This is a genomic window from Dryocola boscaweniae, assembly GCF_025215095.1.
Classification (GTDB): Bacteria; Pseudomonadota; Gammaproteobacteria; order Enterobacterales; family Enterobacteriaceae; genus Dryocola; species Dryocola boscaweniae.
Genome location: NZ_JALHAP010000082.1, coordinates 524,344 through 550,632, shown reverse-complemented (window position 1 = coordinate 550,632; position 26,289 = coordinate 524,344). Strand labels below are relative to the sequence as shown.

Below are 26,289 nucleotides of genomic sequence, written 5' to 3'. Positions count from 1 at the left end.
TAAGGGCAATATACCCCTGTAAACCTCAGGCCCGCAAAAAAGTTAACCCTGCTGGCGGGAATCTATTTTGCATGCTAATAAAGTTGCGTATCGGATTTTATCAGGTAGAGTGTGACGCTTTCGCAAATCTGGCAACGGAATTGCTTGACATTCAACCAAACTTCCGTCGTGCTATGTCACCGGCACGAAAGACTCGGTATCTCAATCACCTGCGTTAGCGCTGCTTTCAGGCCGGTGTTTGAAAAAAGAGTTGATCTCCTTTGACGCTGTCGCAATATAAAAAAAGGCGCGCCGCTTCCAGGAGAATGAGACTGCGTGCGACGTATTCTGGATGAATTAAATTAGGTAAAGGTGAATATGGGTAAAGCTCTCGTCATCGTTGAGTCCCCGGCAAAAGCCAAAACGATCAACAAATATCTCGGAAATGACTATGTGGTTAAGTCCAGCGTAGGTCATATCCGTGATTTGCCGACCAGTGGATCAACCACCAAGAAGAGCGCTGACTCCGCCTCCACCAAAACGACCAAAAAGGTCAAAAAGGATGAACGCGGCGCGCTCGTAAATCGTATGGGAGTCGATCCCTGGCATAGCTGGGAAGCCCAGTATGAAGTGCTGCCGGGCAAGGAAAAGGTGGTTTCAGAACTGAAATCCCTTGCTGAAAAAGCTGACCATATCTATCTCGCAACCGACCTTGACCGCGAAGGGGAAGCCATCGCATGGCACCTGCGGGAAGTGATCGGCGGCGATGAATCGCGCTATAGCCGCGTGGTGTTTAATGAAATCACCAAAAACGCTATCCAGCAGGCTTTCGAAAAGCCGGGCGAGTTGAATATTGACCGTGTAAACGCCCAGCAGGCGCGTCGCTTTATGGACCGCGTGGTGGGTTATATGGTGTCTCCGCTGCTGTGGAAGAAAATTGCGCGCGGGCTTTCCGCTGGGCGTGTTCAATCCGTTGCAGTACGCCTGGTTGTTGAGCGCGAACGCGAAATCAAAGCGTTCGTTCCTGAAGAGTTTTGGGAAATTGATGCTAACCTGGCAACGCCTGTGGGCGACAATCTTCCGGTTCAGGTCAGCCACCACAAAGATAAACCGTTCCGTCCGGTCAACCGCGAACAAACCATGGCGGCGGTCAGCGAGCTTGAAAAAGCCCGTTACACCGTGCTTGAGCGTGAAGATAAACCGACCAGCAGCAAGCCTGGCGCGCCGTTTATTACTTCTACGCTGCAGCAGGCTGCCAGCACCCGTCTTGGATTTGGCGTGAAAAAAACCATGATGATGGCGCAGCGTCTGTACGAAGCGGGCCACATCACTTACATGCGTACTGACTCCACGAACCTGAGCCAGGACGCGGTAAGCATGGTGCGCGGTTATATCGACGAGAATTTTGGCAAGAAATACCTGCCTGCCTCGCCGCTGCAGTACACAAGTAAAGAAAACTCCCAGGAAGCGCACGAAGCGATTCGTCCTTCTGACGTGAGTGTGCTTGCCGAATCCTTAAAGGATATGGAAGCGGACGCGCAGAAACTGTATCAGCTTATCTGGCGTCAGTTTGTGGCCTGTCAGATGACGCCTGCGCAATACGACTCCACGACGTTAACCTTGGAAGCTGGGGATTACCGCCTGAAGGCCCGTGGTCGTATCCTGCGCTTTGACGGCTGGACAAAAGTGATGCCGGCGCTGCGTAAAGGCGATGAAGACAGAACCTTGCCTGCGGTCAATAAAGGTGACGTGATGTCGCTGGTTGAACTGACGCCAGGCCAGCACTTCACCAAGCCGCCTGCTCGCTTTAGTGAAGCATCTCTGGTTAAAGAGCTCGAAAAACGCGGCATTGGTCGTCCTTCAACCTATGCATCCATCATTTCCACTATCCAGGATCGTGGTTATGTGCGCGTTGAGAATCGTCGTTTTTACGCAGAAAAGATGGGCGAGATAGTCACCGATCGTCTGGAAGAAAACTTCCGCGAGCTGATGAACTACGACTTCACCGCGCAGATGGAAAACAACCTCGACCAGGTGGCGAACAACCAGGCCGAGTGGAAAGGTGTGCTGGACGAATTCTTCACCGATTTCAGCGGCCAGCTTGAAAAAGCAGCGCAGGAGCCGGAAGAAGGTGGCATGCGCCCGAATCAGATGGTGCTAACCAGCATCGACTGTCCAACCTGTGGCCGTAAGATGGGTATCCGTACAGCAAGTACCGGGGTATTCCTGGGCTGTTCAGGCTATGCGTTGCCGCCGAAGGAGCGTTGCAAAACCACCATTAACCTGGTGCCGGAAAACGAAGTGCTCAACGTCCTTGAAGGCGATGACGCGGAAACCAACGCGCTGCGTGCGAAACGTCGTTGTGCTAAATGCGGCACGGCGATGGACAGCTACCTCATCGATCCAAAACGTAAGCTGCACGTTTGTGGTAATAACCCAACCTGCGACGGTTACGAAATTGAAGAGGGCGAGTTCCGCATCAAGGGTTATGACGGCCCAATCGTTGAGTGCGAAAAATGCGGCTCTGAAATGCACCTGAAAATGGGGCGTTTCGGCAAGTACATGGCCTGTACTAACGATGAATGTAAGAACACGCGTAAGATCCTGCGCAACGGCGAAGTGGCTCCTCCGAAGGAAGATCCGGTTCCCTTACCGGAACTGCCTTGCGAAAAATCAGACGCCTACTTTGTTCTGCGCGACGGCGCTGCAGGCGTGTTCCTGGCAGCGAACACCTTCCCTAAATCGCGAGAAACGCGCGCGCCTTTAGTGGAAGAGTTGTACCGCTTCCGCGACCGTCTGCCGGAGAAGCTTCGTTATCTGGCCGATGCGCCGCAGCAGGATGCAGAAGGCAATAAATCCGTTGTTCGCTTTAGCCGCAAGACTAAGCAGCAATACGTTTCCTCAGAAAAAGACGGCAAAGCCACTGGCTGGTCTGCCTTCTTTGTCGACGGGAAATGGGTTGAAGGGAAAAAATAAGCTTCCTCTCCTACCAGAAACCGGGGCTGACGCTCCGGTTTTTTTATATCCTCTTATATAACCTCTTTATTATTTTTTCTTACCATCTATACATAGAAGATATAACTGATATAGTGGCTTTACTGCATATCTCTTTAATCTCACATCGTCTTAATCCCCCGCACCGCTGGCGCCCGGGGACATTTTGACCTGGATGGTAAGTCATGAAACTACAGCAGCTTCGTTATATCGTTGAGGTGGTAAACCACAATCTTAACGTCTCGTCGACGGCAGAAGGACTTTACACTTCTCAGCCGGGCATCAGTAAACAAGTGCGCATGTTAGAAGATGAGCTGGGTATTCAGATTTTTGCCCGAAGCGGTAAACATCTCACCCAGGTTACGCCTGCCGGGCAGGAAATTATCCGTATTGCCCGCGAAGTGCTTTCTAAAGTCGATGCAATCAAATCTGTTGCCGGCGAACATACCTGGCCTGACAAAGGCTCTCTGTACGTCGCCACAACGCATACACAGGCGCGCTATGCGTTACCGGGCGTGATTAAAGGTTTTATTGAGCGCTATCCCCGTGTTTCGCTGCACATGCATCAGGGATCGCCAACGCAAATTGCGGAAGCGGTCTCGAAAGGCAATGCAGATTTCGCTATTGCCACCGAAGCGCTTCATCTGTATGACGATCTGGTGATGCTGCCGTGCTATCACTGGAACCGCTCGATTGTGGTGACGCCAGAACATCCGCTGGCTTCCAGGGAATCTGTCACGATTGAAGAGCTTGCTCAATATCCGTTAGTCACTTACACCTTTGGCTTTACCGGACGTTCTGAACTGGACACGGCGTTCAACCGCGCAGGTTTAACGCCGCGTATCGTCTTTACCGCAACCGATGCGGATGTGATTAAAACCTACGTGCGTCTGGGATTAGGGGTAGGGGTGATTGCAAGCATGGCGGTCGACCCTGTTTCCGACCCGGACCTGGTTCGTATTGAAGCCCAGGGCGTGTTCAGCCACAGCACTACCAAGATAGGCTTCCGCCGCAGCACCTTCCTGCGCAGCTATATGTATGATTTTATTCAGCGCTTTGCCCCGCATCTGACGCGCGATGTGGTCGATACCGCCGTGGCCTTAAAGTCCAATGAAGATATCGAAGCGATGTTTAAAGATATTAAATTACCCGCCAAATAATTCCCTCTGGTATCTTCTTCGCCCGGAGGAGGTACCGTTTTTTATCATTTCTAATAAATACGAATTAGTCTCATCTCGATTAATATCCTCCTGCCTCTTTTACCCATATTATAACAAAGGGTAATCTGTCTCTATTATGCGACAGGCGTAGATAATAATTAACCGCAGCGCAAATGTGATGCTTCAATAACTTATTTCACGTCAAAAGATTAAATCTTTTCTTGTAAACAATGAGCAAATTTGCTGGCTTTTGAGCTAGAGTTTCTTTAGGATTAATCCCAACGGACGATTGCTTATAACGATTGTTAACAAGTTTATGATAAGTGGTGTCGATTGTATGAGGTTAGCAATGCCTTCAGGAAGTGAACAACCGCAAAGGGATCCTGAGCTTAAACGTAAAGCCTGGCTGGCGGTATTTCTGGTTTCAGGCCTGTTCTGGCTGGTGGTCGCGCTGGTGGCCTGGCACTATTGGAGCTAAATATGGCCATCCTCGGACAAGTCGGGCAACGCAAAGCGGTATTTCAGAAAGATGACAAGCCGCTCCAGGAGATGAAGGCGGGTAAAACTCAACTGCCAGACTCCTGGAAGCTAACCAAACAGCAACAAGAATTTATTGATATGTTTTCTGCTGACGATCACAAAAAACAATAATCACTAATTTTATTTACGTTTAATTAACTTGCGGTCAATCACACTTTCTTATTAGACGCAGTTAACGGCGTACAACTTAATAACTACACACAGCAATATTCTGGAGACTGATTATTTAATCAGCCAAATTGCATATCGCAAATAAAGAGTAATGCTTATGATAAATCATCGCAGTATGAAATACTGGTCATGGCTCGGCGCTTTTACCGTTTCGGTACTGTTCTGGGCACAACTGATCGCAACAGTGGTCAACTAATCTCAAAACGCCCCGCATTTGATGCCGGGGCGTTTTTCATTCAGCCCCTCCATAGCGCCTGACAGCCCCATTTATCAATTCGGGTTGTTATCAAAACGTTACGACATCTATGTGTTATCTTTAGTAGTGACCCTGAATTTATTCAGGGCATCGCTATCCCTGCAATTAAGGAGGAGCTATGTCGTTAACCCTACGAGAAGCCAGTAAGGATACACTTCAGGCGCTGGATAAAACCTATCATTACTACAGCCTGCCGCTGGCATCAAAGGAACTTGGGGATATCACGCGTTTACCCAAGTCGCTAAAAGTCTTACTCGAAAACATGCTGCGCTGGCAGGATGAAGATTCCGTCACTCAAGATGATATCCATGCTCTGGCTGGCTGGCTGAAAAACGCCCATGCCGATCGTGAAATCGCCTATCGCCCGGCACGCGTATTAATGCAAGATTTTACCGGGGTGCCAGCGGTGGTGGATTTAGCAGCCATGCGTGAAGCCGTTAAACGCCTCGGTGGCGATGTCGCCAAAGTAAATCCGCTTTCTTCCGTTGACCTGGTTATTGACCACTCCGTGACCGTCGATCGCTTTGGCGATGACGACGCGTTTGAAGAAAACGTGCGCCTGGAAATGGAGCGTAACCATGAGCGTTACGTCTTCCTGCGCTGGGGCCAGCAGGCGTTCAGCCGCTTCAGCGTTGTGCCGCCTGGCACCGGCATCTGCCACCAGGTCAACCTGGAATATCTTGGCAAAGCCGTCTGGAGTGAAATGCAGGGCGATGAACTGGTCGCTTATCCTGACACGCTGGTTGGCACCGATTCCCATACCACAATGATTAACGGCCTCGGCGTGCTCGGATGGGGCGTAGGGGGGATTGAAGCGGAAGCCGCGATGCTCGGTCAGCCGGTATCTATGCTGATCCCCGATGTGGTCGGCTTTAAGCTCGACGGCAAACTCGGTGAAGGCATTACCGCAACCGACCTCGTGTTGACCGTCACCCAGATGCTGCGCAAGCATGGCGTCGTCGGCAAGTTTGTTGAATTTTACGGCGACGGGCTGGATTCACTGCCGCTGGCAGACCGCGCCACTATCGCCAATATGGCGCCGGAATATGGCGCAACCTGCGGTTTCTTCCCAATCGATGCCGTTACGCTTGATTACATGCGTTTGAGCGGACGCACTGAAGATCAGATAGCCCTGGTCGAGGCGTACGCAAAAGCCCAGGGCATGTGGCGCAATACCGGCGATGAGCCAGTCTTTACCAGCACGCTTGCTTTGAATATGAATGAGGTGGAAGCGAGCGTCGCCGGCCCGAAACGTCCGCAGGACCGGGTCCCGCTGGGCGAAGTGCCGAAAGCCTTTAACGCCAGTAACGAACTTGAAATTAACACCACGCAAAAAGATCGCGCGCCGGTGGATTACACGATGGGCGGGCGCGAATACCAGCTTCCGGATGGCGCGGTGGTCATTGCTGCCATCACCTCCTGCACCAATACCTCTAACCCCAGCGTGTTAATGGCGGCAGGACTTCTGGCGAAGAAAGCGCTTACGCTTGGTCTTAAGCGCCAGCCGTGGGTTAAAGCCTCGCTGGCTCCGGGCTCTAAAGTCGTTTCAGATTATCTCGCCAAAGCAAAACTGACGCCTTACCTGGACGGACTGGGTTTTAACCTCGTCGGCTACGGCTGTACCACCTGTATCGGGAATTCAGGGCCGCTGCCGGACCCTATAGAACTCGCGATTAAAAAAGGCGATTTAACCGTCGGCGCCGTGCTTTCCGGTAACCGTAACTTTGAAGGACGTATTCATCCGCTGGTAAAAACTAACTGGCTGGCGTCACCGCCGCTGGTGGTCGCCTATGCGCTTGCGGGGAACATGAACGTTAACCTGACAACCGACCCGCTGGGACACGATCGCAAGGGCGATCCGGTATATCTGAAGGACATCTGGCCGAGCAGCCAGGAAATCGCACGCGCGGTAGCGCAGGTTTCTACCGAGATGTTCAACAAAGAATATGCCGAAGTCTTCGAAGGCACGCCGGAGTGGCGCAACATTGAAGTCGACCGCTCGGATACCTACGGCTGGCAGAGCGATTCCACCTATATTCGCCTGTCGCCTTTCTTTGACGATATGGAAGCAGAGCCGAAACCGGTACAGGATATTCACGGCGCCCGCGTGCTGGCAATGCTGGGTGACTCGGTCACAACCGACCACATTTCGCCTGCGGGCAGTATCAAGCCGGACAGTCCGGCAGGGCGTTATCTGCTAAACCATGGCGTTGAGCGTAAAGAATTTAACTCCTACGGCTCGCGTCGCGGCAACCATGAAGTCATGATGCGTGGCACATTCGCCAATATCCGTATCCGTAACGAAATGGTGCCCGGCGTTGAGGGTGGGATGACGCGCCTGCTGCCCGGTGATGAAGTGATGTCTATTTATGATGCGGCGATGCGCTATCAGGCGAAGGGGATCCCGCTTGCGGTTATCGCGGGGAAAGAATACGGTTCCGGCTCGAGTCGGGACTGGGCTGCGAAAGGGCCGCGACTGTTGGGCGTGCGGGTAGTCATCTCCGAATCCTTTGAGCGTATTCACCGTTCTAACCTTATCGGGATGGGTATTTTACCGCTCGAATTCCCACAGGGCGTAACGCGCAAAACGCTTGGGCTAACCGGGGAAGAGACCATTGATATCACCGGGCTTGACTCGCTGACGCCTGGCGGCACCGTGCCGGTGACGTTGTCACATACTGACGGGCGAAAAGAGGTGATTGAGTGCCGCTGCCGTATCGATACCGGAAACGAATTAACCTATTTCCGCAACGATGGCATTTTGCATTACGTCATCCGTAATATGCTGAAGTAAGAATAGCGACCGGCAAGTGATACGCCGAAAATTAACGGTATGCGGCAATGATAAAGGCAGAGAAATCTGCCTTTATTTTTTTAACCGCTTAGCCTGTTAAGCAGGGCATTTAAGCGCAGCGCCGGATACCCGCTTCAGGTTCGTACCTCTTTAAGCAAGGTCTGAATAATTTGCTCCTGCTTTGCATTATCTCCCTCGCCGAAAGCGGCGTAGCGTAACGCGCCGTTCACATCAAAGTAATAATGTCGCGGAAGGTTGTCCATTGCGCGGTGTGGAGGCAGATATAAAGCGTGTGGAGCCGAAGCCGCGGTTTTCCGGCGCGATGACCCGATAACCTTTTAAACATTGCGATGTCTCCGAAGGTTTTATGAAATGACGGAGACATCTCAACATCGCATTGTAGGGGGAATATGTGCAGATGGACGCTTTTTGCAAGGCTATGTATTAAGCCCGTCGCCGGATACAGTGCGATACAAAAAGCGTCTGCCGGAAAGCAGGGCGGTCGTTACTCTGAAAGCAGGTGGCCCATTTTGGCCGCTTTGGTATCCAGATAATGTTCATTCTTCGGGTTGCGGCCCACGATAAGCGGCACGCGCTCGACGATGTTAATCCCGGCTTCGCTCAGAATTTCCACTTTCTTGGGGTTGTTCGTCAGCAGACGAACCGCATCAACGCCCAGCAGTTTGAACATGTCCGCACACAAAGTGAAATCGCGCTCATCTGCAGCAAACCCTAACTGATGGTTGGCTTCCACCGTGTCGTACCCTTTATCCTGCAAAGCGTATGCGCGAATTTTATTGAGCAGGCCGATATTGCGCCCTTCCTGGCGATGATAAAGCAGCACGCCGCGACCCTCTTCTGCGATATGCGACAGCGCGGCTTCGAGCTGGAAACCACAGTCACAGCGCAGGCTAAATAATGCATCGCCGGTCAGACACTCGGAGTGGACGCGAGCCAGAACGGATTCATCCCCGGTAATATCACCAAAAACCAGGGCGACATGATCCTGCCCGGTCGCCAGTTCTTCAAAACCCACCATCAGGAAATCGCCCCATGGGGTTGGCAGTTTGGCTTCTGCCACACGTTTAAGCTGCATGTGATTCTCCAGGTACTCATATCGACACCCGCAGGCGCCTGCCAGTTTTCTGGCTTGTGCAATTATTATTGGCTATTTTGCCACAACGCAGAAGGCTTCGCCTAATTGGCTGGGCGGAAAGCTATTTTTACTCTTTGATGATGCGCCCGTTTATCCTCCTGTGCACTTTTCGGGTATCCTTGATTGATTTTGTCTTTTCAGGAGGAACGATGCGCGCGATAGCAAAGCGAACTGCGGCAGGAGCAGGATTGCTGTTAATTATGCCGTTAACGGTTTGGTTATCTGGCTGGCAGTGGACGCCGGGGGGCAACAGCGGCTGGTTAAAAGGGATGTACTGGATAACCGAAACGGTGACGCAGCCCTGGGGAATCATTACCCATGTTGTGCTTTGCGCCTGGTTTTTATGGTGTTTGCGGTTTCGCCTTAAAGCGGCAGTGATGCTGTTTGCTATCCTTGGCGCGGCGATTATTATCGGGCAAACCGTAAAATCTGTTATCAAAGATCAGGTGCAGGAACCCCGCCCGTTCGTGGTGTGGCTTGAAAAAACGCAGCATGTTCCCACCGATGAGTTCTACAATTTAAAGCGTAAGCAGCGCAGCGAATTAGTAAAGAGTCAACTGACTGATAATGGCGAAGTGCCAGGCTGGCTGCGTAAACACTGGCAAAAAGAGACTGGTTTTGCGTTTCCTTCCGGACATTCGATGTTTGCCGCCAGTTGGGCATTGCTGGGCGTTGGCCTGTTATGGCCTCGCCGACGTATGTTTACCATAGTTTTACTGCTGGTGTGGGCCACCGGCGTAATGGGGAGCCGACTCTTACTGGGCATGCACTGGCCGCGCGATTTGATCGTCGCCACGCTTTTGTCCTGGCTGTTGGTGACGCTGGCCACCTGGCTTGCACAAAAGTTCTGCGGCCCGCTTTCTGTGCCGGTTCAGGAAGCTGAAGAAATAGCCGAAAGAGACGGCGAGCCTTGAGAATATTAATTTAACCCCCATTTCTTATGAATTGGACGTCGCTAATGGATTCCCCGGGCTCGCCGGAAATGGTAATTTATACCGTTGAACAGCATTAGCGCATAACCGTCGCGTACGACCACATAACGGGAAGTAATGTGAAATATTTATTCATTTTCTTACTGGTGCTAGCGATCTTTGTGGTATCCGTCACTTTAGGCGCGCAAAACGATCAGGTAGTGAACTTTAATTATTTGCTTGCTCAGGGCGAATACAGGGTCTCCACCTTACTGGCGACGCTGTTTGCTGCGGGTTTTATCATCGGCTGGCTCATCTGCAGCCTGTTCTGGCTGCGTGTGCGTATTTCACTTGCCCGCGCCGAGCGTAAAATTAAGCGCCTCGAGCAGCAGGTCGCCACGGATCCCGTCGTGCCAGATTCCACCGTTCCGGCCGTGAAGGAATAACCGGATATGCTGGAACTGCTGTTTCTGTTGTTGCCCGTGGCCGCCGCTTATGGCTGGTATATGGGCCGCAGAAGTGCGTATCAAAATAAACAGCAGGAAGCCAACCGCCTGTCGCGCGACTATGTCGCCGGGGTAAACTTTCTGCTGTCTAACCAGCAGGATAAAGCGGTCGATCTCTTCCTTGATATGCTCAAAGAGGACACCAGCACCGTTGAGGCCCATCTCACGTTGGGCAATCTGTTCCGCTCGCGTGGGGAAGTCGACCGCGCCATTCGCATCCACCAGTCCTTAATGGAAAGCGCCTCCCTGACCTATGAACAGCGGCTGCTGGCGGTTCAGCAACTGGGCCGGGATTATATGGCCGCCGGTTTGTACGACAGGGCAGAAGATATGTTTGCTCAACTGGTGGACGAAACGGATTTTCGCGTTGGGGCGCTGCAGCAGCTTCTGCTAATTCACCAGGCTACCAGCGACTGGCAGAAAGCCATTGATGTTGCTGAACGTCTGGTCAAGCTGGGGAAAGACAAACAGCGCACAGAAATCGCCCACTTCTATTGCGAGCTCGCCCTGCAGCTAATGGGCAGCGACGATCTCGACCGCGCGATGTCGCTGCTGAAGAAAGGGGCGGCGGCAGATAAAAGCTGCGCCCGCGTCTCCATTATGATGGGGCGTATTTTTATGGCGAAGGGCGAATACGCGAAAGCCGTGGAAACTCTCCAGCGCGTTATCGATCAGGACAGCGAGCTGGTCAGCGAAACGCTGGAAATGCTGCAGGTCTGCTTCCAGCAGCTCAACAAACCAGAAGAGTGGGAAACCTTCCTTAAACGCTGCGTTGAAGAAAATACCGGGGCCGTGGCAGAGTTGATGCTGGCCGGTATTCTGGAGCAAAAAGAAGGGGCGGATATCGCGCAGGTCTATATCAACCGCCAGTTGCAGCGGCACCCAACGATGCGCGTATTCCATCGTCTGATCGATTACCATCTGCAGGATGCGGAAGAAGGGCGCGCAAAAGAAAGTCTGATTGTGCTGCGTGATATGGTAGGCGAGCAGGTTCGCACCAAACCGCGTTATCGCTGCCAGAAGTGTGGTTTTACCGCATTTACCATGTACTGGCATTGCCCGTCCTGCCGGGCATGGTCGACGGTTAAACCGATCCGCGGGCTGGACGGACAATAGCAGCGTACCGGTGCTGCTTTTAAAAAAGTCCGCACTTTAGTTACAACATACTTGTCTGTTTACTTATTTCTCATTTCAACCCCTGAGAACTAATTGCTCCGCAGGACGTAATGGCAACTGTAAATTTGCCGGGGTGGCGGGTAGAATGCTTGCCGTTTATCTCCGCGCCGCGCTGGTGCCCAACAGTCAGAAGGTTTAGTCATGAATTCAACCGCATCTTCCTCCTCCCGTGTTGCCACCGATTCGCCAATCGTCGTTGCGCTCGATTACGATAAGCGCGACAGCGCCCTGGCGTTCGTTGACCGCATCGACCCGCAGGACTGCCGCCTGAAAGTGGGCAAAGAGATGTTTACTCTGTTTGGCCCCCGGTTTGTTGCCGACCTCCAGCAGCGCGGTTTCGATGTTTTTCTCGACCTGAAATTCCATGACATTCCAAATACCACCGCGCGTGCAGTAGCCGCAGCGGCCGAGCTGGGCGTATGGATGGTGAACGTTCATGCAAGCGGCGGGGCGCGCATGATGACTGCCGCTCGCGAAGCTTTGAACCCGTTTGGAAAGGACGCGCCGTTGCTTATTGCTGTCACCGTGCTCACCAGCATGGAAGCGAGCGATTTAGCCGATCTTGGCATAACTTCAAGCCCTGCGGATTACGCAGAGCGCCTGGCGCGTCTGACGCAGAATTGCGGTCTGGATGGCGTTGTTTGTTCGGCCCATGAAGCCGTGCGTTTCAAAAATGAACTGGGCCAGGCGTTTAAACTCGTCACGCCCGGCATTCGTCCTGCAGGAAGCGATGCGGGCGATCAGCGCCGCATTATGACGCCGGTTCAGGCGCAAACGGCGGGCGTCGATTATATGGTGATTGGACGTCCGATCACCCAGTCCGCCGATCCGGCGCAAACGCTGCGCGATATTCGTGCCTCGCTAAAACAGGGAGCATAAATAATGAAAGACGAGAACAGCCGTCTGGTTTATTCCACGGAAACGGGGCGCATTGACGAGCCAAAAGCAGAAGTGGTGCGCCCAAAGGGCGACGGCATCGTGCGCATCCAGCGTCAGACCAGCGGACGAAAAGGCAAAGGTGTTTGTCTGATAACCGGCATTGACGCTGATGATGCCACGCTTGCAACCTTAGCTGCTGAATTGAAAAAGAAATGCGGCTGCGGCGGGGCAGTTAAAGAGGGCGTGATTGAAATTCAGGGCGATAAACGCGATTTGATTAAATCACTGCTGGAAGCAAAAGGCATGAAAGTGAAACTGGCAGGCGGATGACAGATCGGTAAGCAAATTATAAATAATCAGGCCACGGATATTTCCGTGGCCTTTTTTATAACTGCTGCCAGACCTGAATGTTGAAACAGTTTTAATTCATCAAAGCATATTAGCTTTTGCTGGCTTCAGGCCTTATTTACCGACCTGGTGACCGATAATACCACCGACAGCGGCACCACCCAGCGTACCCAGAGCACTACCGTCGGACAATACCGCTCCGCCTACGGCCCCGGCCCCGGCGCCGATTGCGGTGTTACGATCGCGTTTGGACCAGTTAGAACATGCGCTCAGAGACATCGCAACGGTAAGAGCCAGCATAACAGCGGCAATTTTTTTGTTATTTAAGGTCATTTACTTTCTCCTGAATAATTGATTCACGGATACAAGTCTCCCTGTAAGTATAGTGGCTTTAGGGGAACTGCCGTGAAACTACGCGGCGATACAGACCTAAAAGATAACGCGGGTGATTATCACTTCCTGTTATATCGCTAATAAATATTTTAATTTTCGCCGGGAATTAAGACAGGTAAAAACTCTTAAATGGTTCTCAGGATAAATCTGATAGCGCAACTGCCTGCGCAAAAGACAGGCAGTCCTGGAATAAGCGGATTAACTCAGAGGAAACTGCTTCACGATATCAACCTGAACGCCATTATCCAGCAGTTGCTGATGCGTAGTCGCGTTCAGGCCGTCATCGGTTATTACCCGGCTAAAGCATTCGATTGGCCCAAGCGTATAAGGGTGGATTGCGCCGAACTTGCTGCTGTCTGTCAGCACTATCGCTTCGCTGCCCTTTTCCAGCACCGCATTCACCACGTCAGCGCGCATCATATCGCGACCGGTGAACCCTGTTTCAGGCAGAAAGCCATCAATGCCAATAAACGCCTTATTGAAATGCACCTGCTGGATGAACTGTCGGGTGAGCGGGCCTACCATGCTCTCGCTTTTTTTCTGGTAAATTCCGCCCAACAAAATGACTTCACAATTTGTGTCCTTGAGCAGATGGGCAATGTAACTGCTTACGGTAATCAGCGTAACGCGCTTATGCTCCGCCAGCGTGCGGGCGAGAAGGGCATTGCTACTGCCATTTTCGATAAACACGGTCTCACCGTCATTCACAAGCGTTGCTGCAAATTCCGCCAGAGTACGTTTCAGGGTGTAGTTGTTCATCATCCGGGTTTCAACGTCGTCGCTTTCTAGCGGAACGGCATAACCGTGGGCGCGCCGCAGATAGCTACGCTTTTCCAGAAGGTTGAGATCCTGGCGGATAGTCACTTCGGAAACGCCGGTTGTTTTGGCAAGATCGGTCACGCTCATGCGGCCTTGATCAATCACCATCTGTAATATGATTTGTTGTCTGGAATTCATGTCAGCCAATTATGGGCGGCGGCCTTAGCCGCCGCCGGAGTCGTCAAAGTGTATGTTCTGTTCGGGCTATAATATCATCCTGCGCGTCCGGAGATAAGGCTGTGAAAAATGACGAGTAACCTGCTACGCGCACCACTAAATCACGATACTTATCAGGATGTTGTTTTGCATCCAGCAGGGTTTCACGGGAAACTATATTGTATTGCACATGCCAGCCTTTGTGCGCCTCAAAGAAAGTCCGCAGCATAAACATCAGTTTTTCGCGGTCGCGCGGGTTATCAAGCGTGGACGGATTCAGCTTCTGATTCAGCAACACGCCGCCCAAAATTTTGCTGGTTGGCAGCTTGCCGACCGAACTGATTACGGCCGTCGGACCAAGCCTGTCGGTGCCAGATGCGGGACTTGCGCCTTCCGCAAGCGGGGTAGTCGCTTTGCGGCCGTCAGGCGTCGCCATGGTTGCCGCCCCAAAAGGCACGTTAGCCGAAATTGACGAAGTTCCCGCGTAATAAGTACCGCCAATCGGCCCACGCCCAAAGCGGGTATTGTGATATTGCTTAAGCTCATCGATATAGGTTTGGTAAGCGCGAGCCAGCAGCAGATCCACTTCATCCTCATCATTGCCGTATTTAGGCGCGCCGTTAATCAGCCGCTGACGTAGCTGCTCGCCGCTAAGGCCATCAAAATCATTCGCCAGCGCTTCGGCCAGTTGCTGCTGACCGATTGTACCTTGCTCGAAGACCAGCTTACGCACCGCAGCCAGGCTATTACCGAGGTTTGCGATACCCACCTGCAGACCAGAAACCCAGTCATATTTTGCGCCGCCTTGCTTAATGCTTTTACCGCGTTCGATACAGTCATCCACCAGCGCCGAGCAGAGAATATCGTGGGCGTTTTCTTCCAGCACGGTATCCACCACGCATTCGATCTCGATAGATTTTTGCGTGTAGTAACGGATTTGTTCATCCCATGCGGCCATCACTTCATCGAAGCTGTTGAAGTTACTCGCCGAGAGCGCTTTTTCCTGCGGCAGGAATACTTTTCCGCTGGTGGCGTCGCGGCCATGCTCAAGCGTTGCCAGCATCACCCGGGCAAAATTAATGAAACTCATACCGGTACAGCGATAGCCCCATTTGCCGCCCACGGCGGTTTCGATGCAGCCAATCGCCGCATAGTCATATGCATCTTCGCGACTCACGCCAAGCTTGATGAATTCATCAATAACGATCTCATCGTTATTGAAGGCCGGCATGCCAAACCCACAGCGAATCACCTGTACGCAGGCATTGAGGAAATCATTACTCATCCCGGCGTGATAACGCACGCTAAGGTTTGGCTGGGTGGAACGTAGCTGACCGCAGGATTCCAGCACCGCGTAAGAAAGCGGGTTCACCGCGTCAATCGCTTCGCCATTAAGCAATCTTTGCCCGCCAATGGTCACATTCTGGTAAAGCGGGCTTCCCGCAGAGGCTTTGGAGTGCGAGCCGGAACGGATTTTGTTTACTTCCAGCAGCTTCAGCCAGCAGCTTTGCAGCAGTTCGATAGCCTCATTGCGCCCCAGGGTTTGCGCAAGCTCCACATCGCGGCGATACCAGGGATAAAGATACTGATCCAGACGACCGAAGGAAACGGAGTGACCGTTGGATTCAATTTGCAGCACCAGTTGCACGAAGTAGCTTAGCTGTAGCGCCTGCCAGAAAGATACAGGCGGCTGATGAGCGATATGCTCGCAGTTTTCGGCTATGGCCAGCAGTTCGTTGCGACGGGCAATTCGCGCTTCTTTGCCCGCCATTTCTTTCGCAAGTGCTGCGTAGCGCAGAATATGGTCGCTTAACGCTGCGAAAGTAATATCAATCGCCTTCAGGAACTGTTCTTTGTGCAGATCGTCCCAGTCGGTGAGGCGCAAGCGTTCGCGGCGCTCGGCTACTTTTTCACGCAGACCATCAAGCCCCAGCTCCAGCAGCAGCGGGAAATTCACCGCCAGGTGCGCGTCGCCCGAAGTCATATTGCCTTCGGCTTTAATAATGCCGGTCGCCAGCAGCGCTTTTTGCTCGTCGGTAAACATGCCGTAGCAGCGATCCTGCACCGTCTGGCCGCGCCACCACGGACAAATCTCGTGCATTACGGCTTTATCCTCGGCGGTAATGGAGAAGCCTGCGCCCGGACGATCGCCAAGTTCGTCGATCTCTGCCTCGATCCAACCCACGGTATATTCCGGAAAGAACGGCGCGCCGCGCACGTGGCTTGCCTGGTTGCCGATGATCAACTCATCGTGTTTGATCCAGATAGTGCGCTCGGCCAGGTGGTGAGCCAGCGCCAGCGCGCGACGAACCGGCAGCGGCTTATCCTGATGCTGCTGATAAATAGCGGTATAGTGCCGGGCGCGCTCGGTACAGACCGGCGGTTTAACGATATGGATCAGCGCTTCTTTATGCGCCTGAATGCGCGGGCTGAGAAAGTTCAGGTTCAGTTCGGTCATGATATTTATCCTCGAATCCAGGCGGTCATGCCTTTCTGGCTGGCGTACTGCTCGGCGAAAAGCAGCAGCCCGGGCGCATCGAGAGGCTTATGCGCTGCCAGATAGGGAACGTTCAGGAGTTTATATTTGTTGATACCTAAGGTGTGGTAGGGCAAAAAATGGATAGCTTTCGCGCCGATTTCGTCGGCGGCAAAATCGCTGATGGCGCGAATGGACTGCTCATCAGCGTTAAAGTCGGGGATTAACGGCACTCTGATCGTCATTTCCACGCCGCGCGCGGCAAGTTTGCGAAAGTTATCCAGCACTCGTTCGGCGTTGCCATCCGTCCATTGATGGAAGCGTTGCTTATCGACATGTTTTAAATCTGCGAGCAGCAGATCCAGATGCGGCAAAGAGGGTTCGATATATTTCCACGGCACGTGCAGGCAGGATTCCACGGCGGTATTGATGCCGGCTTCCTTGCTGCGCTGCAACAAAGTACGTGCCATTTCAGGCTGCATAAAAGGCTCGCCGCCGGAAAGCGTAATGCCGCCGCCGCTGCGATCGTAGAAAGGTTTATCGCGCAGCACCTTTTCCATAATGGCGTCGGCGCTTTGCATCTCGCCGCAAACGCTCAGCGCCTGGGTTGGGCAGCAGTCGGTAAGGGCGTTCATGTGCGCATCGGTGAGTTTTTGGCGGGCGATAATCAGCTTTTCGTCCAGGCGTGAAATCACCTGCGGGGCTGCTTGCTGGCACAAAACGCAGCCCGCCAGGCAAAGGCGCTCATCGAATAAAATATCCTGCGTGCGCGCACGGCTTTCCGGGTTCTGGCACCAGCGGCAGCCGAGCGAGCAGCCCTTAAGAAACACCACGGTGCGAATGCCCGGGCCATCGTGTGTGGAGTAGCGCTGGATATTGAAAAGCATAATCTCGCCTCGTAACTTTCTTTCGTAAATTAGATTACTTTCGAATGAAAGTTTTATTGATTTTGATCAGGTAACAATAAGAAGGCGAAGCTATGATGACGACATTGAGACCCAACCCGAATCTGGAGAGCTTATGGAACTGTATTTAGACACGGCCGACGTAGCCGCCGTTAAGCGTCTTGCTCGCGTTCTGCCGCTGCAAGGGGTGACGACCAACCCGTCTATTATCGCAAAAGCGGGTAAACCGCTTTGGGAAGTGTTGCCGGCGTTGCAGGATGCGCTGGGCGGCGAAGGCAAGCTATTTGCCCAGGTTATCGCGGCCAACGCCGATGAAATGGTTCGCGAAGCACAATTGCTGACCAGTCGCGTGCCGGGCCTGGTCGTGAAGGTTCCGACCACCGTAGAAGGCCTGGCGGCGATGAAACAGTTGAAAGCGCTGGGCATTACAACGCTGGGTACGGCGGTATATGGCGCCGCGCAAGGTTTGTTGGCAGCGCTTGCCGGGGCTGAATATGTCGCGCCTTACGTGAATCGGCTGGACGCCCAGGGCGGCGACGGTATTCAGATGGTGCAGGATTTACAGCAGTTGCTGACGCTCCATGCGCCGCATGCCAAAGTGCTGGCGGCAAGCTTCCGTACGCCGCATCAGGCTATGTCGTGCCTGCTGGCCGGCTGCGAATCTATTACGTTGCCGGTAGACGTTGCCGACCAGTTGCTGACGACGCCTGCCGTTAACGCGGCCATCGCCACCTTTGAAAAAGACTGGCAGGGCGCCTTTGGCTCTCTGACGCTGTAGCCCGCTTTCGCAGGGTGGATAAGCGCCATCCACCCTTGTTTCAACGAAGCGCTTAAATTTCCCACGGCGATTTTTTCAAATCGCTTTCGGGTGTCTCTTCGCCATTCGCGATGCTCAGTAATTCCGCTTTCAAAATTTCGAGGTTATTCACCGCCGAGGCATGATCGCCGCCGACCAGAATATCCAGTACCGTATCAATACGCTTAGCGAGCTGCCGGGGGTCCACTGTAGCCATAATGCATCCTGTTAGAGTCAAAAACGATCGACGAAAGAATAATGCAAATTTTACGCATTTCCTCAGTAGATTATCGAACAACTTATAAATATTCATCAACCGGACATGCGTCTTGCCCGCGCGTTAAGCAGTCTTTGGGCGAGGCGTAAATCAGTCAGCGCGTCGATATCGTGCACCACGCCGGCATCGGAAAGCGAAAGATCCAGCACCTTCCCGCATAGCCGTGAATCCCGCACGATTTCCCGGGCGCCGAAATCGCCGGAAAGGGCGGTAAGCGAATCAAAATACTCCCGGCGGAATCCCACAGGGTGTCCCTGATGCTGGCGGTAATAGGGCACAGCAACGGGTTTTTCTCTCAGCGCAGCGGCGACGCGCTGTAGTGAGGCCGGATGAATCAGCGGTAAGTCGGCAGGCAAAATCAGCCATCCCGATGCGCCTGAGGTTGCCTGCACGCCCATCGCAATAGAATCGCTCATGCCGCGAGTACCGCCTTCTGGCTTCACCAGATGCCAGTTGAGGCCGGACGATTTCACCGCCTGAAGCACATGCCACAAAACAGGTTTTCCATTAAGCAGCGCATCCAGCTTGTGCGTCGTCGCTCCGGATGCAAGAAACCTTTCCCCGCGACCAGCGGCAAGAATAATGACGACAGGAGAAGGCATTAGCTGATTTTCTCTTTGTCGATGCTGCTCAGGCGCGCCGCTGCCACATCAGCCAGAACGGAAAGCGCCAGCGAGTGCGCATCGCGTGCTTTAGGGAATATCCCGATCGGCGCTTTGATTCGCTCTATGTCGCGGCCATGCCAGCCAAGGTCGGCCAGCTTCTGCACGCGCTCAAGGTGGGTTTGTCTGCTGCCCAGCGCGCCGATGTAAAAAGGCGTCGCGCCCAGAGCGGCCTGCAGGAAGGGCAGCTCCCGGTTGAGGTCGTGGTAGAGCAGGATCACCGCCGTGTCTGAATCAATAAACGCAGATGCCGTTCGCAGCGCCGTGCTGTTACTGGTGCAAACGTCATAGCCGACGGCCTGAGCCAGTTTGGCGGTAACCTCTGCTTCGACGGAACGACCGTAAATAACCACTCGCGTGCAGGGACGGTAACAGACGTCGAAACATTCACCGCTCCAGCCTGTTTTCCCGTCAGGGACAATACATTGCAGGGTTTGTAACTGCGGGTTATAGCGCAGGCCCGCGGGCCTGCGCCTCTCCAGAGCGGCCAGCACCGCCAGCAGCGGCCGGGCGGAGCGTAGTTTATGAATACTGAGCATGATGCTGCCCCCGCAGGGCAGCACGATATCAAACCAGGGCGATCCCTTGCCGTAAACAATCCGGCGATCGTTTCCTGAATTAATCACTTCCATGGCTTCGTAAGCGGCAGCGGCTTCAACACAGCCGCCTGATACGAAGCCGCAATACAGGCCATCTTCCCGGACGGCCATTTGCGCCCCCAGCGCACGCGCGCCGCCGCCGCGGATATCAACCAGCGTCACCAGAGCAACGGCTAAGCCGGTGGTAACAGCATCAGCCGCAAAACGCAGAATCTCAATGCTGTTATCGGTCAACAACGCCTGTTCCGGCGTGCGCCAGTCGTCATCTGTCTGTTCGATAAGGTGAGATTGTTGCAGCATGTTTTATCTGTCCTCAATAAGCTGTGGCACGGTTTGTTCTCACACGTCTGCCGATTCTCAAATGACCTCCGGCAATCCTTTCAGCAGCTTATCGAGCGTGATGGGATAATCCCGAACCCGCACGCCGGTCGCGTTATAAACGGCATTTGCGATAGCCGCGCTTACGCCGCACAAGCCCAGCTCACCCACGCCTTTGGCTTTCATCGGCGATGACACCGGATCGGTATCTTCAAGGAAAATAACCTCCTGCTCGGGGATATCGGCGTGAACCGGCACCTCGTAGGCAGCGAGGTCGTGGTTAACGAAATACCCCAGCCGCTGGTCAATGGCTAACTCCTCCATCAGCGCCGCACCCACGCCCATGGTCATTGCGCCAATAACCTGGCTTCGCGCCGTTTTCGGATTAAGTATCCGGCCCGCGGCGCATACGGCCAGCATTCGGCGAACGCGTGTTTCCCCGGTTGCCATATCCACGCCCACTTCAACAAAGTGTGCTGCGAAAGTGGACTGCTGGAATTTCTTATCTAACTCGCCGAATTCGATACTGTCTTCAACGGTTAGCGTCCCGTCAGCCGCCGCTTCTTTAAGCTGAGCGCTGCGATCGCCGGCGTGGATCTGTTCATCGGCAAATTCCGCCGTAGCCGGATCAAAACCGAGCTTTGCGGCTACCGTTTCGCGTAACTTAACGCAGGCTGCGTAAACGCCCGCCGTCGAGCTGTTGGCTCCCCATTGCCCGCCTGAACCAGCAGAAACAGGGAAGCTGGAATCACCGAGTCGCACCACCACTTTTTCCAGAGGCACGCCCAGCATTTCTGCCGCAGTCTGGGCGATGATTGTGTAGCTGCCCGTGCCGATATCCGTCATATCGGTTTCAACCGTCACCTTGCCCTGGCTATCAAGGTGAACGCGAGCGCCGGACTTCATCACCAGATTGTTACGAAAACCGGCCGCAACCCCTGTACCAACCAGCCAGCGGCCGTCCCGCACCTGCGCGGGTTCGGCATTACGGCGGCGCCAGCCAAACTGTTTTGCCCCCGTGCGCAGACATTCAATTAGCTGACGCCGTGAGAAAAAACGCTCGGGGTTTGCGGGATCGACCTGGGTATCGTTGAGAATGCGGAACTCTACCGGGTCGACCCCGGCTTTTTCTGCGATCTCGTCGATGGCGATTTCCAGCGCCATCATGCCGGGCGCTTCACCAGGCGCACGCATGGCGTTGCCTTCCGGCAGATCGATTTTCGCCAGCCGCAGCCCGGTAAAGCGGTTAGCGCCGGCATAGAGCAGTTGGGTTTGCTGCACCGCTGTCTCCGGCTGACCATCAGGCAGATTGCCTGACCAGCTTTCATGCGCGATAGCGCCTATTCGCCCGTCTTTATCCGTGCCGATACGAATATGCTGGATAGTTGCCGGACGGTGGGTCGTATTGTTGGGAATAAACGGCCTTTGTAGCGCTATTTTCACCGGCCGTTTAGCCGCACGGGCGCCCAGCGCGGCCAGCAGCACGTCGCTGCGCAGGAATAATTTTCCGCCAAAGCCGCCGCCGATATAAGGCGAAATGACGCGTATATTTTCCGCAGGCAGCTTCAGCGTTGTTGCAAGATCGGTCCGGCACCAGTCAACCATCTGGTTAGAGGTCCAGACGGTAAGCTTACCGCCGTCCCAGGCGGCCATCGAGGCGTGCGGCTCCATAGCCATGTGGCTCTGATCGGGGGTGGTATAGGTGGCGTCAAGCTGCACAGCCGACGCTGAGAAGGCGCTGGCGAAATCGCCCGTTGTTTTGTCCGGCTCGCTTTCAGGCGGCGTGGTGATGGACGGTTTTTCGGCGGCAAGATTGTAAGCGCCCTGTTCGCGGTGATACTGCACCTCAATCAGTTCTGCCGCCGCGCGAGCCTGCTCGAAAGTTTCTGCAACCACGACGGCGATAGCCTGATGGTAATGCGCAATATCGGGACCGGCCAGCAGCGCTGCGGCGTTCCTTTCCCCTTTACCGAGACGTCCGGCGTTGTCGGCGGTAACGATTGTCAGCACGCCAGGCGCGTTGCGGGCCGCCTGCAGGTCAATGGAGCTGATTTGTCCTTTGGCAATTGCCGAGCCGAGTACGTAGCCGTAAGCCGCGTTGGGCATCTCATCATGCCACTCATAGGCATAGCGGGCGGTTCCCGTGGTCTTTAGCGGGCCGTCAATACGATCGTGAGGCTGGCCAATGACTTTTAACCGATCGATCGGATTGTCTTTTGCCGGATTATCAAATTTCATGGCTTTACCCCTTCGCTTCCGTCAGTACCGAGGCGAGCGTGCGCTTCGCCAGGATTAGCTTGAACTCATTTTCAGGCGTCGGTTTTGCGCTTGCGAATAGCCGCTCGTAGACCCCTTTGGCCCCGTGGACAACTTCCGCATCGGCTTCCTCAAGCCGCCATGGTTTGTGCGCAACGCCACCCAGCGCCACGCGACCACTGCCGTCGGGTTGCACGACGGCGGCGACCGAAACCAGGGCAAAGGCATATGAAGCGCGATCGCGTACTTTGCGATAGATATGCGTTCCGCCGAGGGGAGGCGGCAGCGTGACTGCGGTGATCAGTTCACCTGTGGACAGCGCGTTCTCCAGATGAGGCGTATTGCCCGGCGCGCGGTAAAAATCGGCGACAGGAATTTTTCGCACTTTCCCGTCCGGGTTCACCGTCTCCACAACGGCATCGAGCAGGCGCATGGCGACGGCCATATCGCTGGGATGGGTGGCGATACAGGCTTTACTGGCTCCAACCACCGCATGTTGCCGACTGAAGCCTTCCAGGGCCGCGCAGCCGCTGCCGGGAAGCCGTTTATTGCAGGGCTGATTGGTATCGTAAAAGTAGGGACAGCGCGTGCGCTGGAGCAGGTTACCGGCGGTGGTCGCCTGGTTGCGCAACTGGCCAGATGCGCCAGCAAGCAGCGCCCGCGAAAGCACGGCATAGTCGCGACGAACCCGCGGGTCCGCAGCCAGATCGGTGTTACGCACCAGCGCGCCGATCCGCAACCCTCCGTCGTCGGTCGGTTCAATTTTATCCAGCGCCAGGCCGTTAACGTCAATCAGGTGGGAGGGGGTCTCTATTTCAAGCTTCATTAAATCGAGAAGGTTGGTGCCGCCCGCAATAAATTTTGCGCCGGGCTTATGACGGGCGCTTGCGGCCGCCTCGGCAGGCGTTTTGACACGTTCATAGGTAAATGCCTTCATGATTTCTGCCCCCCGGCGACGTCTTCAATCGCAGCAAGGATGTTGGAGTAAGCGCCGCAGCGGCAGATGTTGCCGCTCATTCGCTCACGTATTTCATCCGCCGTGGCCTGTGGAGGGGAGACCAGATCGAGGGTGACATGACTCGGAATACCCATTTCGATTTCTTTCAGAACGGCCACGGACGAGCAGATTTGCCCCGGCGTGCAGTAGCCACACTGATAACCGTCATGTTTAACAAACGCGGCCTGCATAGGATGCAGATTCTCCGGCGTACCTAGCCCTTCGATGGTAGTGACTTCCGCATCCTGATGCATGACGGCAAGCGTCAGGCACGAATTGATCCGGCGGCCGTCCACGATGACGGTACATGCGCCGCACTGACCGTGGTCGCACCCTTTTTTGGTCCCGGTGAGGTGCAGGTTTTCGCGTAGCGCATCCAGCAGCGTAGTACGCGTATCCACTTCCAGTTGCCGAACCTCGCCGTTTACCTTCAACGTCAGAAGAGACATTTCAGGCGGCGGCGTAACAGGAGGTTCGCCGGCGCTAAACGCCGGGGAGGGAGACATTGCCGCCATGGCCGCCGATGCCGCACCGGCTTTCACAAGATCCCGCCTCGTCAGGCTGAAGTGATTCTGTTCCGTATCTTTTGCGTTGTGATGACTGCTCCTGATGCCGCCTGCATCAGGCAGGCGCTTTTTATTAGCTTCATTGCCTTGGTTGCTCATACCAGGCCTCCAGTATTCGAAAAGTTGAACCAGGAAAAAGCGGACAGATGTTCCGCAACTGCGCTGCATAAATTTTTATAACGAACATTTAATAATAGTCGGCCCAGGCGCTGCGGTTATTGCGGGGGCTGAATAGTGCTATGAGCAGCATTCATCAATGAAGAAGAGGAATGTGATCTCTTGAGGGTTAATGCTTTGTTTTAACAGAATATTTATGGGATTCAGGAGCGTTGCTGGCTAAGCGTGACAAATTTTATACGGAAGCAAAAAATTGACCGGCTAATTTTTGTGCGGCTACAAAGGGTTTACTCAGTCTCGCCACAAGTCGCTTGATTCATTCGGTAAATACGTAATACTGTATTTATATACAGTATGATATTGATCGAGCCATTATGAACAGTATTTTTTCGGTTAATCCCGGCAAGCTTATTGAACTGCCTCTTTTCCTGGAACGAGTCTCCTGCGGCTTTCCCAGCCCGGCTCAGGACTATGTCGAGGACAAACTTGATCTGAATAAACTGGTCGTAAAACACCCGAGCGCGACCTACTTTGTCAGAGTCAGCGGCGATTCAATGACCGGCGCGGGTATCAGCGATGGCGACCTGCTGGTGGTGGATCGCTCACTGTCCGCAGTACATGGCGACATCGTTATTGCGGCAGTCGCCGGGGAATTTACCGTTAAAGAGTTGCATACCCGTCCCTGCCTGCGGCTGGTGCCGCATAATGCCAATTATTCCCCGATAGTTTTCCGGTCGGAAGAAGAGCTGGAAATCTTCGGCGTAGTGACGTTCACATTAAAATCGAACAGACATGTTCGCGCTGGTTGATGTCAACAGCTTCTACACCTCCTGCGAAACCGTCTTTCGGCCGGATTTGCAGGGCAAGCCCGTGGTGGTGGTTTCGAACAACGATGGGTGCATTATTTCGCGCTCGGCCGAAGCGAAGGCCTTAGGGATAAAAATGGGCGCGCCTTACTTCAAAATTAAGGCCGAGTTGCAGCGCCAGCAGGTCGCTGTTTTCAGCTCAAATTACGCTTTGTATGCCGATCTCAGCCATCGGGTAATGATGACGTTGGCTGAGATAGCTCCCGCAGTAGAGGTCTACTCCATCGACGAGGCTTTTCTTAATGTGTCTGGCGTAAGCCGCTGCCTTTCGCTTGAGACGTTTGGTCATCAGATACGTAACCGGGTGTTGAAGCACACGGGCCTGACCGTCGGGGTGGGTATTGCGCCAACCAAAACCCTTGCGAAAGTTGCCAACTATGCGGCGAAAAGGTGGCGTAAAACCGGTGGCGTGGTGGATTTATCCGACAGCGAACGCCGGAGAAAACTATTGCCCCTGGTGCCGGTGCATGAAGTCTGGGGAGTTGGGCGACGCATCAGTAAAAAACTCGAAATGCTGGGCATTGGAAATGCGCTGCAACTGGCTGAAAGCCCAACCTGGATTATCCGTAAACACTTTAGCGTGGTGCTCGAACGCACGGTTCGTGAACTACGCGGTGAAGCCTGTCTGGAGCCGGAAGAATTTGCGCCGACCAAACAACATATCTTATGCAGCCGTTCATTTGGGCACCGCATCTCCACGTATGAAGAGATGCATCAGGCGGTTTGCGCCTATGCGGAACGAGCCGCTGAGAAACTCAGGAAAGAGAAACAGTTCTGCTGCGTTATTAGCGTGTTTATGCGTACCAGTTCGCACGCCGCAAATGAAGTCTTTTACGACCCTCAGGCCAGCGGACGTCTGGCTGTTCCTTCCAACGATACCCGGGATATTATTCGTGTTGCCACGAACGCTCTCGATCGCATCTGGAAAGACGGCCATCGCTATATGAAAGCAGGAGTGATGCTAAGCGACTTCTACAGTCTGGGGGTGGCGCAGCTTAATCTTTTTGACGAGTACCAGCCCCGGGCGAACAGCAATGAACTGATGCAGGTGATTGATAAGCTTAATCAGTCGGGCAGAGGCACGGTGTGGTTTGCCGGGCAGGGGATTCAACAAAGCTGGGCGATGAAGCGCGAAATGCTCTCGCCCGGGTATACAACGCGTTATTCAGACCTGCCCGTCGTTAAATAATTTTATTTGGCGATCGACAGATCTTGT

General features: G+C 53.9%; 25 protein-coding genes and 2 pseudogenes. 14 read left to right on the top strand and 13 right to left on the bottom strand.

Features of this window, described 5'->3' with window-relative positions:
• Positions 1–357: 357 nt before the first annotated feature.
• The 6 genes from topA (at position 358) to acnA (ending at position 7,894) form a co-directional block, all read left to right on the top strand.
• Positions 358–2,955 (top strand): type I DNA topoisomerase, encoded by a 2,598-nt coding sequence (topA, locus tag MUA00_RS19985; RefSeq protein WP_271124741.1) that lies wholly within the window; start codon positions 358–360, stop codon positions 2,953–2,955.
• 203 nt (positions 2,956–3,158) lie between these two features.
• Entirely contained in the window at positions 3,159–4,133 is a 975-nt protein-coding gene (gene cysB / locus MUA00_RS19980; protein WP_271124740.1) for an HTH-type transcriptional regulator CysB, read from the top strand.
• A 337-nt stretch (positions 4,134–4,470) separates the two neighbouring features.
• Positions 4,471–4,611: a YmiA family putative membrane protein gene (locus MUA00_RS19975; RefSeq protein WP_271124739.1), complete on the top strand. Its 141-nt coding sequence runs from the start codon at positions 4,471–4,473 to the stop codon at positions 4,609–4,611.
• Positions 4,612–4,613: 2 nt separating this feature from the next.
• A complete protein-coding gene (locus MUA00_RS19970) occupies positions 4,614–4,784 on the top strand; it encodes a hypothetical protein (protein WP_271124738.1) in 171 nt (56 codons plus the stop codon).
• Between the two features lie 157 nt (positions 4,785–4,941).
• Complete coding sequence (gene ymiC / locus MUA00_RS19965; RefSeq protein WP_271124737.1) at positions 4,942–5,040, top strand: small membrane protein YmiC; 99 nt, start codon at positions 4,942–4,944, stop codon at positions 5,038–5,040.
• 178 nt (positions 5,041–5,218) lie between these two features.
• A complete protein-coding gene (gene acnA, locus MUA00_RS19960; RefSeq protein WP_271124736.1) occupies positions 5,219–7,894 on the top strand; it encodes an aconitate hydratase AcnA in 2,676 nt (891 codons plus the stop codon).
• A 134-nt stretch (positions 7,895–8,028) separates the two neighbouring features.
• On the opposite strand, the pseudogene MUA00_RS19955 reads toward acnA, so the two are convergent.
• From MUA00_RS19955 to ribA, 3 genes and pseudogenes are all read right to left on the bottom strand, one after another.
• Positions 8,029–8,145: pseudogene (locus tag MUA00_RS19955) on the bottom strand (cytochrome c biogenesis protein DipZ); the annotation flags it as partial.
• Positions 8,141–8,233: pseudogene (locus tag MUA00_RS19950) on the bottom strand (hypothetical protein); the annotation flags it as partial. The pseudogenes MUA00_RS19955 and MUA00_RS19950, both read right to left, overlap by 5 nt.
• 166 nt (positions 8,234–8,399) lie before the next feature.
• The gene (gene ribA, locus MUA00_RS19945; RefSeq protein ID WP_271124735.1) at positions 8,400–8,990 is read right to left on the bottom strand and encodes a GTP cyclohydrolase II; all 591 of its coding nucleotides are present in this window, start codon (positions 8,988–8,990) and stop codon (positions 8,400–8,402) included.
• 209 nt (positions 8,991–9,199) lie between these two features.
• Here ribA and pgpB point away from each other — a divergent pair, with 209 nt between their 5' ends.
• From pgpB to yciH, 5 genes are all read left to right on the top strand, one after another.
• Entirely contained in the window at positions 9,200–9,964 is a 765-nt protein-coding gene (pgpB, locus tag MUA00_RS19940) for a phosphatidylglycerophosphatase B (RefSeq protein WP_271124734.1), read from the top strand.
• A 137-nt stretch (positions 9,965–10,101) separates the two neighbouring features.
• Positions 10,102–10,407, top strand: coding sequence for a LapA family protein (locus MUA00_RS19935; RefSeq protein ID WP_271124733.1), 306 nt, complete (start codon positions 10,102–10,104; stop codon positions 10,405–10,407).
• A 6-nt stretch (positions 10,408–10,413) separates the two neighbouring features.
• The gene (gene lapB / locus MUA00_RS19930) at positions 10,414–11,583 is read left to right on the top strand and encodes a lipopolysaccharide assembly protein LapB (RefSeq protein ID WP_271124732.1); all 1,170 of its coding nucleotides are present in this window, start codon (positions 10,414–10,416) and stop codon (positions 11,581–11,583) included.
• A gap of 201 nt (positions 11,584–11,784) precedes the next feature.
• Positions 11,785–12,522 (top strand): orotidine-5'-phosphate decarboxylase, encoded by a 738-nt coding sequence (gene pyrF / locus MUA00_RS19925; protein ID WP_271124731.1) that lies wholly within the window; start codon positions 11,785–11,787, stop codon positions 12,520–12,522.
• 3 nt (positions 12,523–12,525) lie between these two features.
• Positions 12,526–12,852 carry a stress response translation initiation inhibitor YciH gene (gene yciH, locus MUA00_RS19920; RefSeq protein ID WP_271124730.1) on the top strand — a complete coding sequence of 109 codons (327 nt, stop codon included), beginning with the start codon at positions 12,526–12,528 and terminating at the stop codon, positions 12,850–12,852.
• A gap of 132 nt (positions 12,853–12,984) precedes the next feature.
• Here the strand turns inward: yciH and osmB are convergent, their stop codons facing one another.
• From osmB to MUA00_RS19900, 4 genes are all read right to left on the bottom strand, one after another.
• Complete coding sequence (gene osmB, locus MUA00_RS19915; protein ID WP_271124729.1) at positions 12,985–13,203, bottom strand: osmotically-inducible lipoprotein OsmB; 219 nt, start codon at positions 13,201–13,203, stop codon at positions 12,985–12,987.
• Between the two features lie 258 nt (positions 13,204–13,461).
• A complete protein-coding gene (gene yciT / locus MUA00_RS19910) occupies positions 13,462–14,220 on the bottom strand; it encodes a DNA-binding transcriptional regulator YciT (RefSeq protein WP_271124728.1) in 759 nt (252 codons plus the stop codon).
• A 43-nt stretch (positions 14,221–14,263) separates the two neighbouring features.
• On the bottom strand, positions 14,264–16,696 hold the full coding sequence (locus MUA00_RS19905) for a formate C-acetyltransferase/glycerol dehydratase family glycyl radical enzyme (protein WP_271124727.1): 2,433 nt from the start codon (positions 16,694–16,696) through the stop codon (positions 14,264–14,266).
• A 5-nt stretch (positions 16,697–16,701) separates the two neighbouring features.
• On the bottom strand, positions 16,702–17,601 hold the full coding sequence (locus tag MUA00_RS19900) for a glycyl-radical enzyme activating protein (RefSeq protein ID WP_271124726.1): 900 nt from the start codon (positions 17,599–17,601) through the stop codon (positions 16,702–16,704).
• A 133-nt stretch (positions 17,602–17,734) separates the two neighbouring features.
• Between MUA00_RS19900 and fsa the strand changes: the two genes are divergently transcribed.
• Positions 17,735–18,397 (top strand): fructose-6-phosphate aldolase, encoded by a 663-nt coding sequence (fsa, locus tag MUA00_RS19895; RefSeq protein WP_271124725.1) that lies wholly within the window; start codon positions 17,735–17,737, stop codon positions 18,395–18,397.
• A gap of 52 nt (positions 18,398–18,449) precedes the next feature.
• On the opposite strand, the gene yciZ is transcribed toward fsa, so the two are convergent.
• The 6 genes from yciZ to paoA form a co-directional block, all read right to left on the bottom strand.
• Positions 18,450–18,632, bottom strand: a complete 183-nt coding sequence (gene yciZ / locus MUA00_RS19890; protein ID WP_271124724.1) for a protein YciZ/DeoL — start codon at positions 18,630–18,632, stop codon at positions 18,450–18,452.
• A 95-nt stretch (positions 18,633–18,727) separates the two neighbouring features.
• Positions 18,728–19,294, bottom strand: coding sequence for a nucleotidyltransferase family protein (locus tag MUA00_RS19885; RefSeq protein WP_271124723.1), 567 nt, complete (start codon positions 19,292–19,294; stop codon positions 18,728–18,730).
• Positions 19,294–20,253, bottom strand: a complete 960-nt coding sequence (locus tag MUA00_RS19880) for an XdhC family protein (protein ID WP_271124722.1) — start codon at positions 20,251–20,253, stop codon at positions 19,294–19,296. Before MUA00_RS19880 ends, MUA00_RS19885 begins: the two co-directional genes overlap by 1 nt.
• Positions 20,254–20,310: 57 nt before the next feature.
• A complete protein-coding gene (gene paoC, locus MUA00_RS19875) occupies positions 20,311–22,509 on the bottom strand; it encodes an aldehyde oxidoreductase molybdenum-binding subunit PaoC (RefSeq protein WP_271124721.1) in 2,199 nt (732 codons plus the stop codon).
• A gap of 4 nt (positions 22,510–22,513) precedes the next feature.
• The gene (locus MUA00_RS19870) at positions 22,514–23,464 is read right to left on the bottom strand and encodes an FAD binding domain-containing protein (RefSeq protein WP_271124720.1); all 951 of its coding nucleotides are present in this window, start codon (positions 23,462–23,464) and stop codon (positions 22,514–22,516) included.
• Positions 23,461–24,189, bottom strand: coding sequence for an aldehyde dehydrogenase iron-sulfur subunit PaoA (gene paoA, locus MUA00_RS19865; protein WP_271124719.1), 729 nt, complete (start codon positions 24,187–24,189; stop codon positions 23,461–23,463). The genes MUA00_RS19870 and paoA overlap by 4 nt, the downstream gene beginning before the upstream one ends.
• A 392-nt stretch (positions 24,190–24,581) precedes the next feature.
• Here paoA and umuD point away from each other — a divergent pair, with 392 nt between their 5' ends.
• Both umuD and umuC read left to right on the top strand, forming a co-directional pair.
• On the top strand, positions 24,582–25,016 hold the full coding sequence (umuD, locus tag MUA00_RS19860; RefSeq protein ID WP_271124718.1) for a translesion error-prone DNA polymerase V autoproteolytic subunit: 435 nt from the start codon (positions 24,582–24,584) through the stop codon (positions 25,014–25,016).
• Positions 25,000–26,262: a translesion error-prone DNA polymerase V subunit UmuC gene (umuC, locus tag MUA00_RS19855; protein WP_271124717.1), complete on the top strand. Its 1,263-nt coding sequence runs from the start codon at positions 25,000–25,002 to the stop codon at positions 26,260–26,262. The genes umuD and umuC overlap by 17 nt, the downstream gene beginning before the upstream one ends.
• The last annotated feature ends 27 nt before the right edge of the window (positions 26,263–26,289 follow it).

What these genes read in the sequence shown, in the direction of transcription:
- topA (WP_271124741.1), top strand. Translation starts at nt 358, where the DNA reads ATGGGTAAAGCTCTCGTCATCGTTGAGTCCCCGGCAAAAGCCAAAACG.
- cysB (WP_271124740.1), top strand. Translation starts at nt 3,159, where the DNA reads ATGAAACTACAGCAGCTTCGTTATATCGTTGAGGTGGTAAACCACAAT.
- MUA00_RS19975 (WP_271124739.1), top strand. Translation starts at nt 4,471, where the DNA reads ATGAGGTTAGCAATGCCTTCAGGAAGTGAACAACCGCAAAGGGATCCT.
- MUA00_RS19970 (WP_271124738.1), top strand. Translation starts at nt 4,614, where the DNA reads ATGGCCATCCTCGGACAAGTCGGGCAACGCAAAGCGGTATTTCAGAAA.
- ymiC (WP_271124737.1), top strand. Translation starts at nt 4,942, where the DNA reads ATGATAAATCATCGCAGTATGAAATACTGGTCATGGCTCGGCGCTTTT.
- acnA (WP_271124736.1), top strand. Translation starts at nt 5,219, where the DNA reads ATGTCGTTAACCCTACGAGAAGCCAGTAAGGATACACTTCAGGCGCTG.
- ribA (WP_271124735.1), bottom strand. Translation starts at nt 8,990, where the DNA reads ATGCAGCTTAAACGTGTGGCAGAAGCCAAACTGCCAACCCCATGGGGC.
- pgpB (WP_271124734.1), top strand. Translation starts at nt 9,200, where the DNA reads ATGCGCGCGATAGCAAAGCGAACTGCGGCAGGAGCAGGATTGCTGTTA.
- lapB (WP_271124732.1), top strand. Translation starts at nt 10,414, where the DNA reads ATGCTGGAACTGCTGTTTCTGTTGTTGCCCGTGGCCGCCGCTTATGGC.
- pyrF (WP_271124731.1), top strand. Translation starts at nt 11,785, where the DNA reads ATGAATTCAACCGCATCTTCCTCCTCCCGTGTTGCCACCGATTCGCCA.
- yciH (WP_271124730.1), top strand. Translation starts at nt 12,526, where the DNA reads ATGAAAGACGAGAACAGCCGTCTGGTTTATTCCACGGAAACGGGGCGC.
- osmB (WP_271124729.1), bottom strand. Translation starts at nt 13,203, where the DNA reads ATGACCTTAAATAACAAAAAAATTGCCGCTGTTATGCTGGCTCTTACC.
- yciT (WP_271124728.1), bottom strand. Translation starts at nt 14,220, where the DNA reads ATGAATTCCAGACAACAAATCATATTACAGATGGTGATTGATCAAGGC.
- MUA00_RS19905 (WP_271124727.1), bottom strand. Translation starts at nt 16,696, where the DNA reads ATGACCGAACTGAACCTGAACTTTCTCAGCCCGCGCATTCAGGCGCAT.
- MUA00_RS19900 (WP_271124726.1), bottom strand. Translation starts at nt 17,601, where the DNA reads ATGCTTTTCAATATCCAGCGCTACTCCACACACGATGGCCCGGGCATT.
- fsa (WP_271124725.1), top strand. Translation starts at nt 17,735, where the DNA reads ATGGAACTGTATTTAGACACGGCCGACGTAGCCGCCGTTAAGCGTCTT.
- yciZ (WP_271124724.1), bottom strand. Translation starts at nt 18,632, where the DNA reads ATGGCTACAGTGGACCCCCGGCAGCTCGCTAAGCGTATTGATACGGTA.
- MUA00_RS19885 (WP_271124723.1), bottom strand. Translation starts at nt 19,294, where the DNA reads ATGCCTTCTCCTGTCGTCATTATTCTTGCCGCTGGTCGCGGGGAAAGG.
- MUA00_RS19880 (WP_271124722.1), bottom strand. Translation starts at nt 20,253, where the DNA reads ATGCTGCAACAATCTCACCTTATCGAACAGACAGATGACGACTGGCGC.
- paoC (WP_271124721.1), bottom strand. Translation starts at nt 22,509, where the DNA reads ATGAAATTTGATAATCCGGCAAAAGACAATCCGATCGATCGGTTAAAA.
- MUA00_RS19870 (WP_271124720.1), bottom strand. Translation starts at nt 23,464, where the DNA reads ATGAAGGCATTTACCTATGAACGTGTCAAAACGCCTGCCGAGGCGGCC.
- paoA (WP_271124719.1), bottom strand. Translation starts at nt 24,189, where the DNA reads ATGAGCAACCAAGGCAATGAAGCTAATAAAAAGCGCCTGCCTGATGCA.
- umuD (WP_271124718.1), top strand. Translation starts at nt 24,582, where the DNA reads ATGAACAGTATTTTTTCGGTTAATCCCGGCAAGCTTATTGAACTGCCT.
- umuC (WP_271124717.1), top strand. Translation starts at nt 25,000, where the DNA reads ATGTTCGCGCTGGTTGATGTCAACAGCTTCTACACCTCCTGCGAAACC.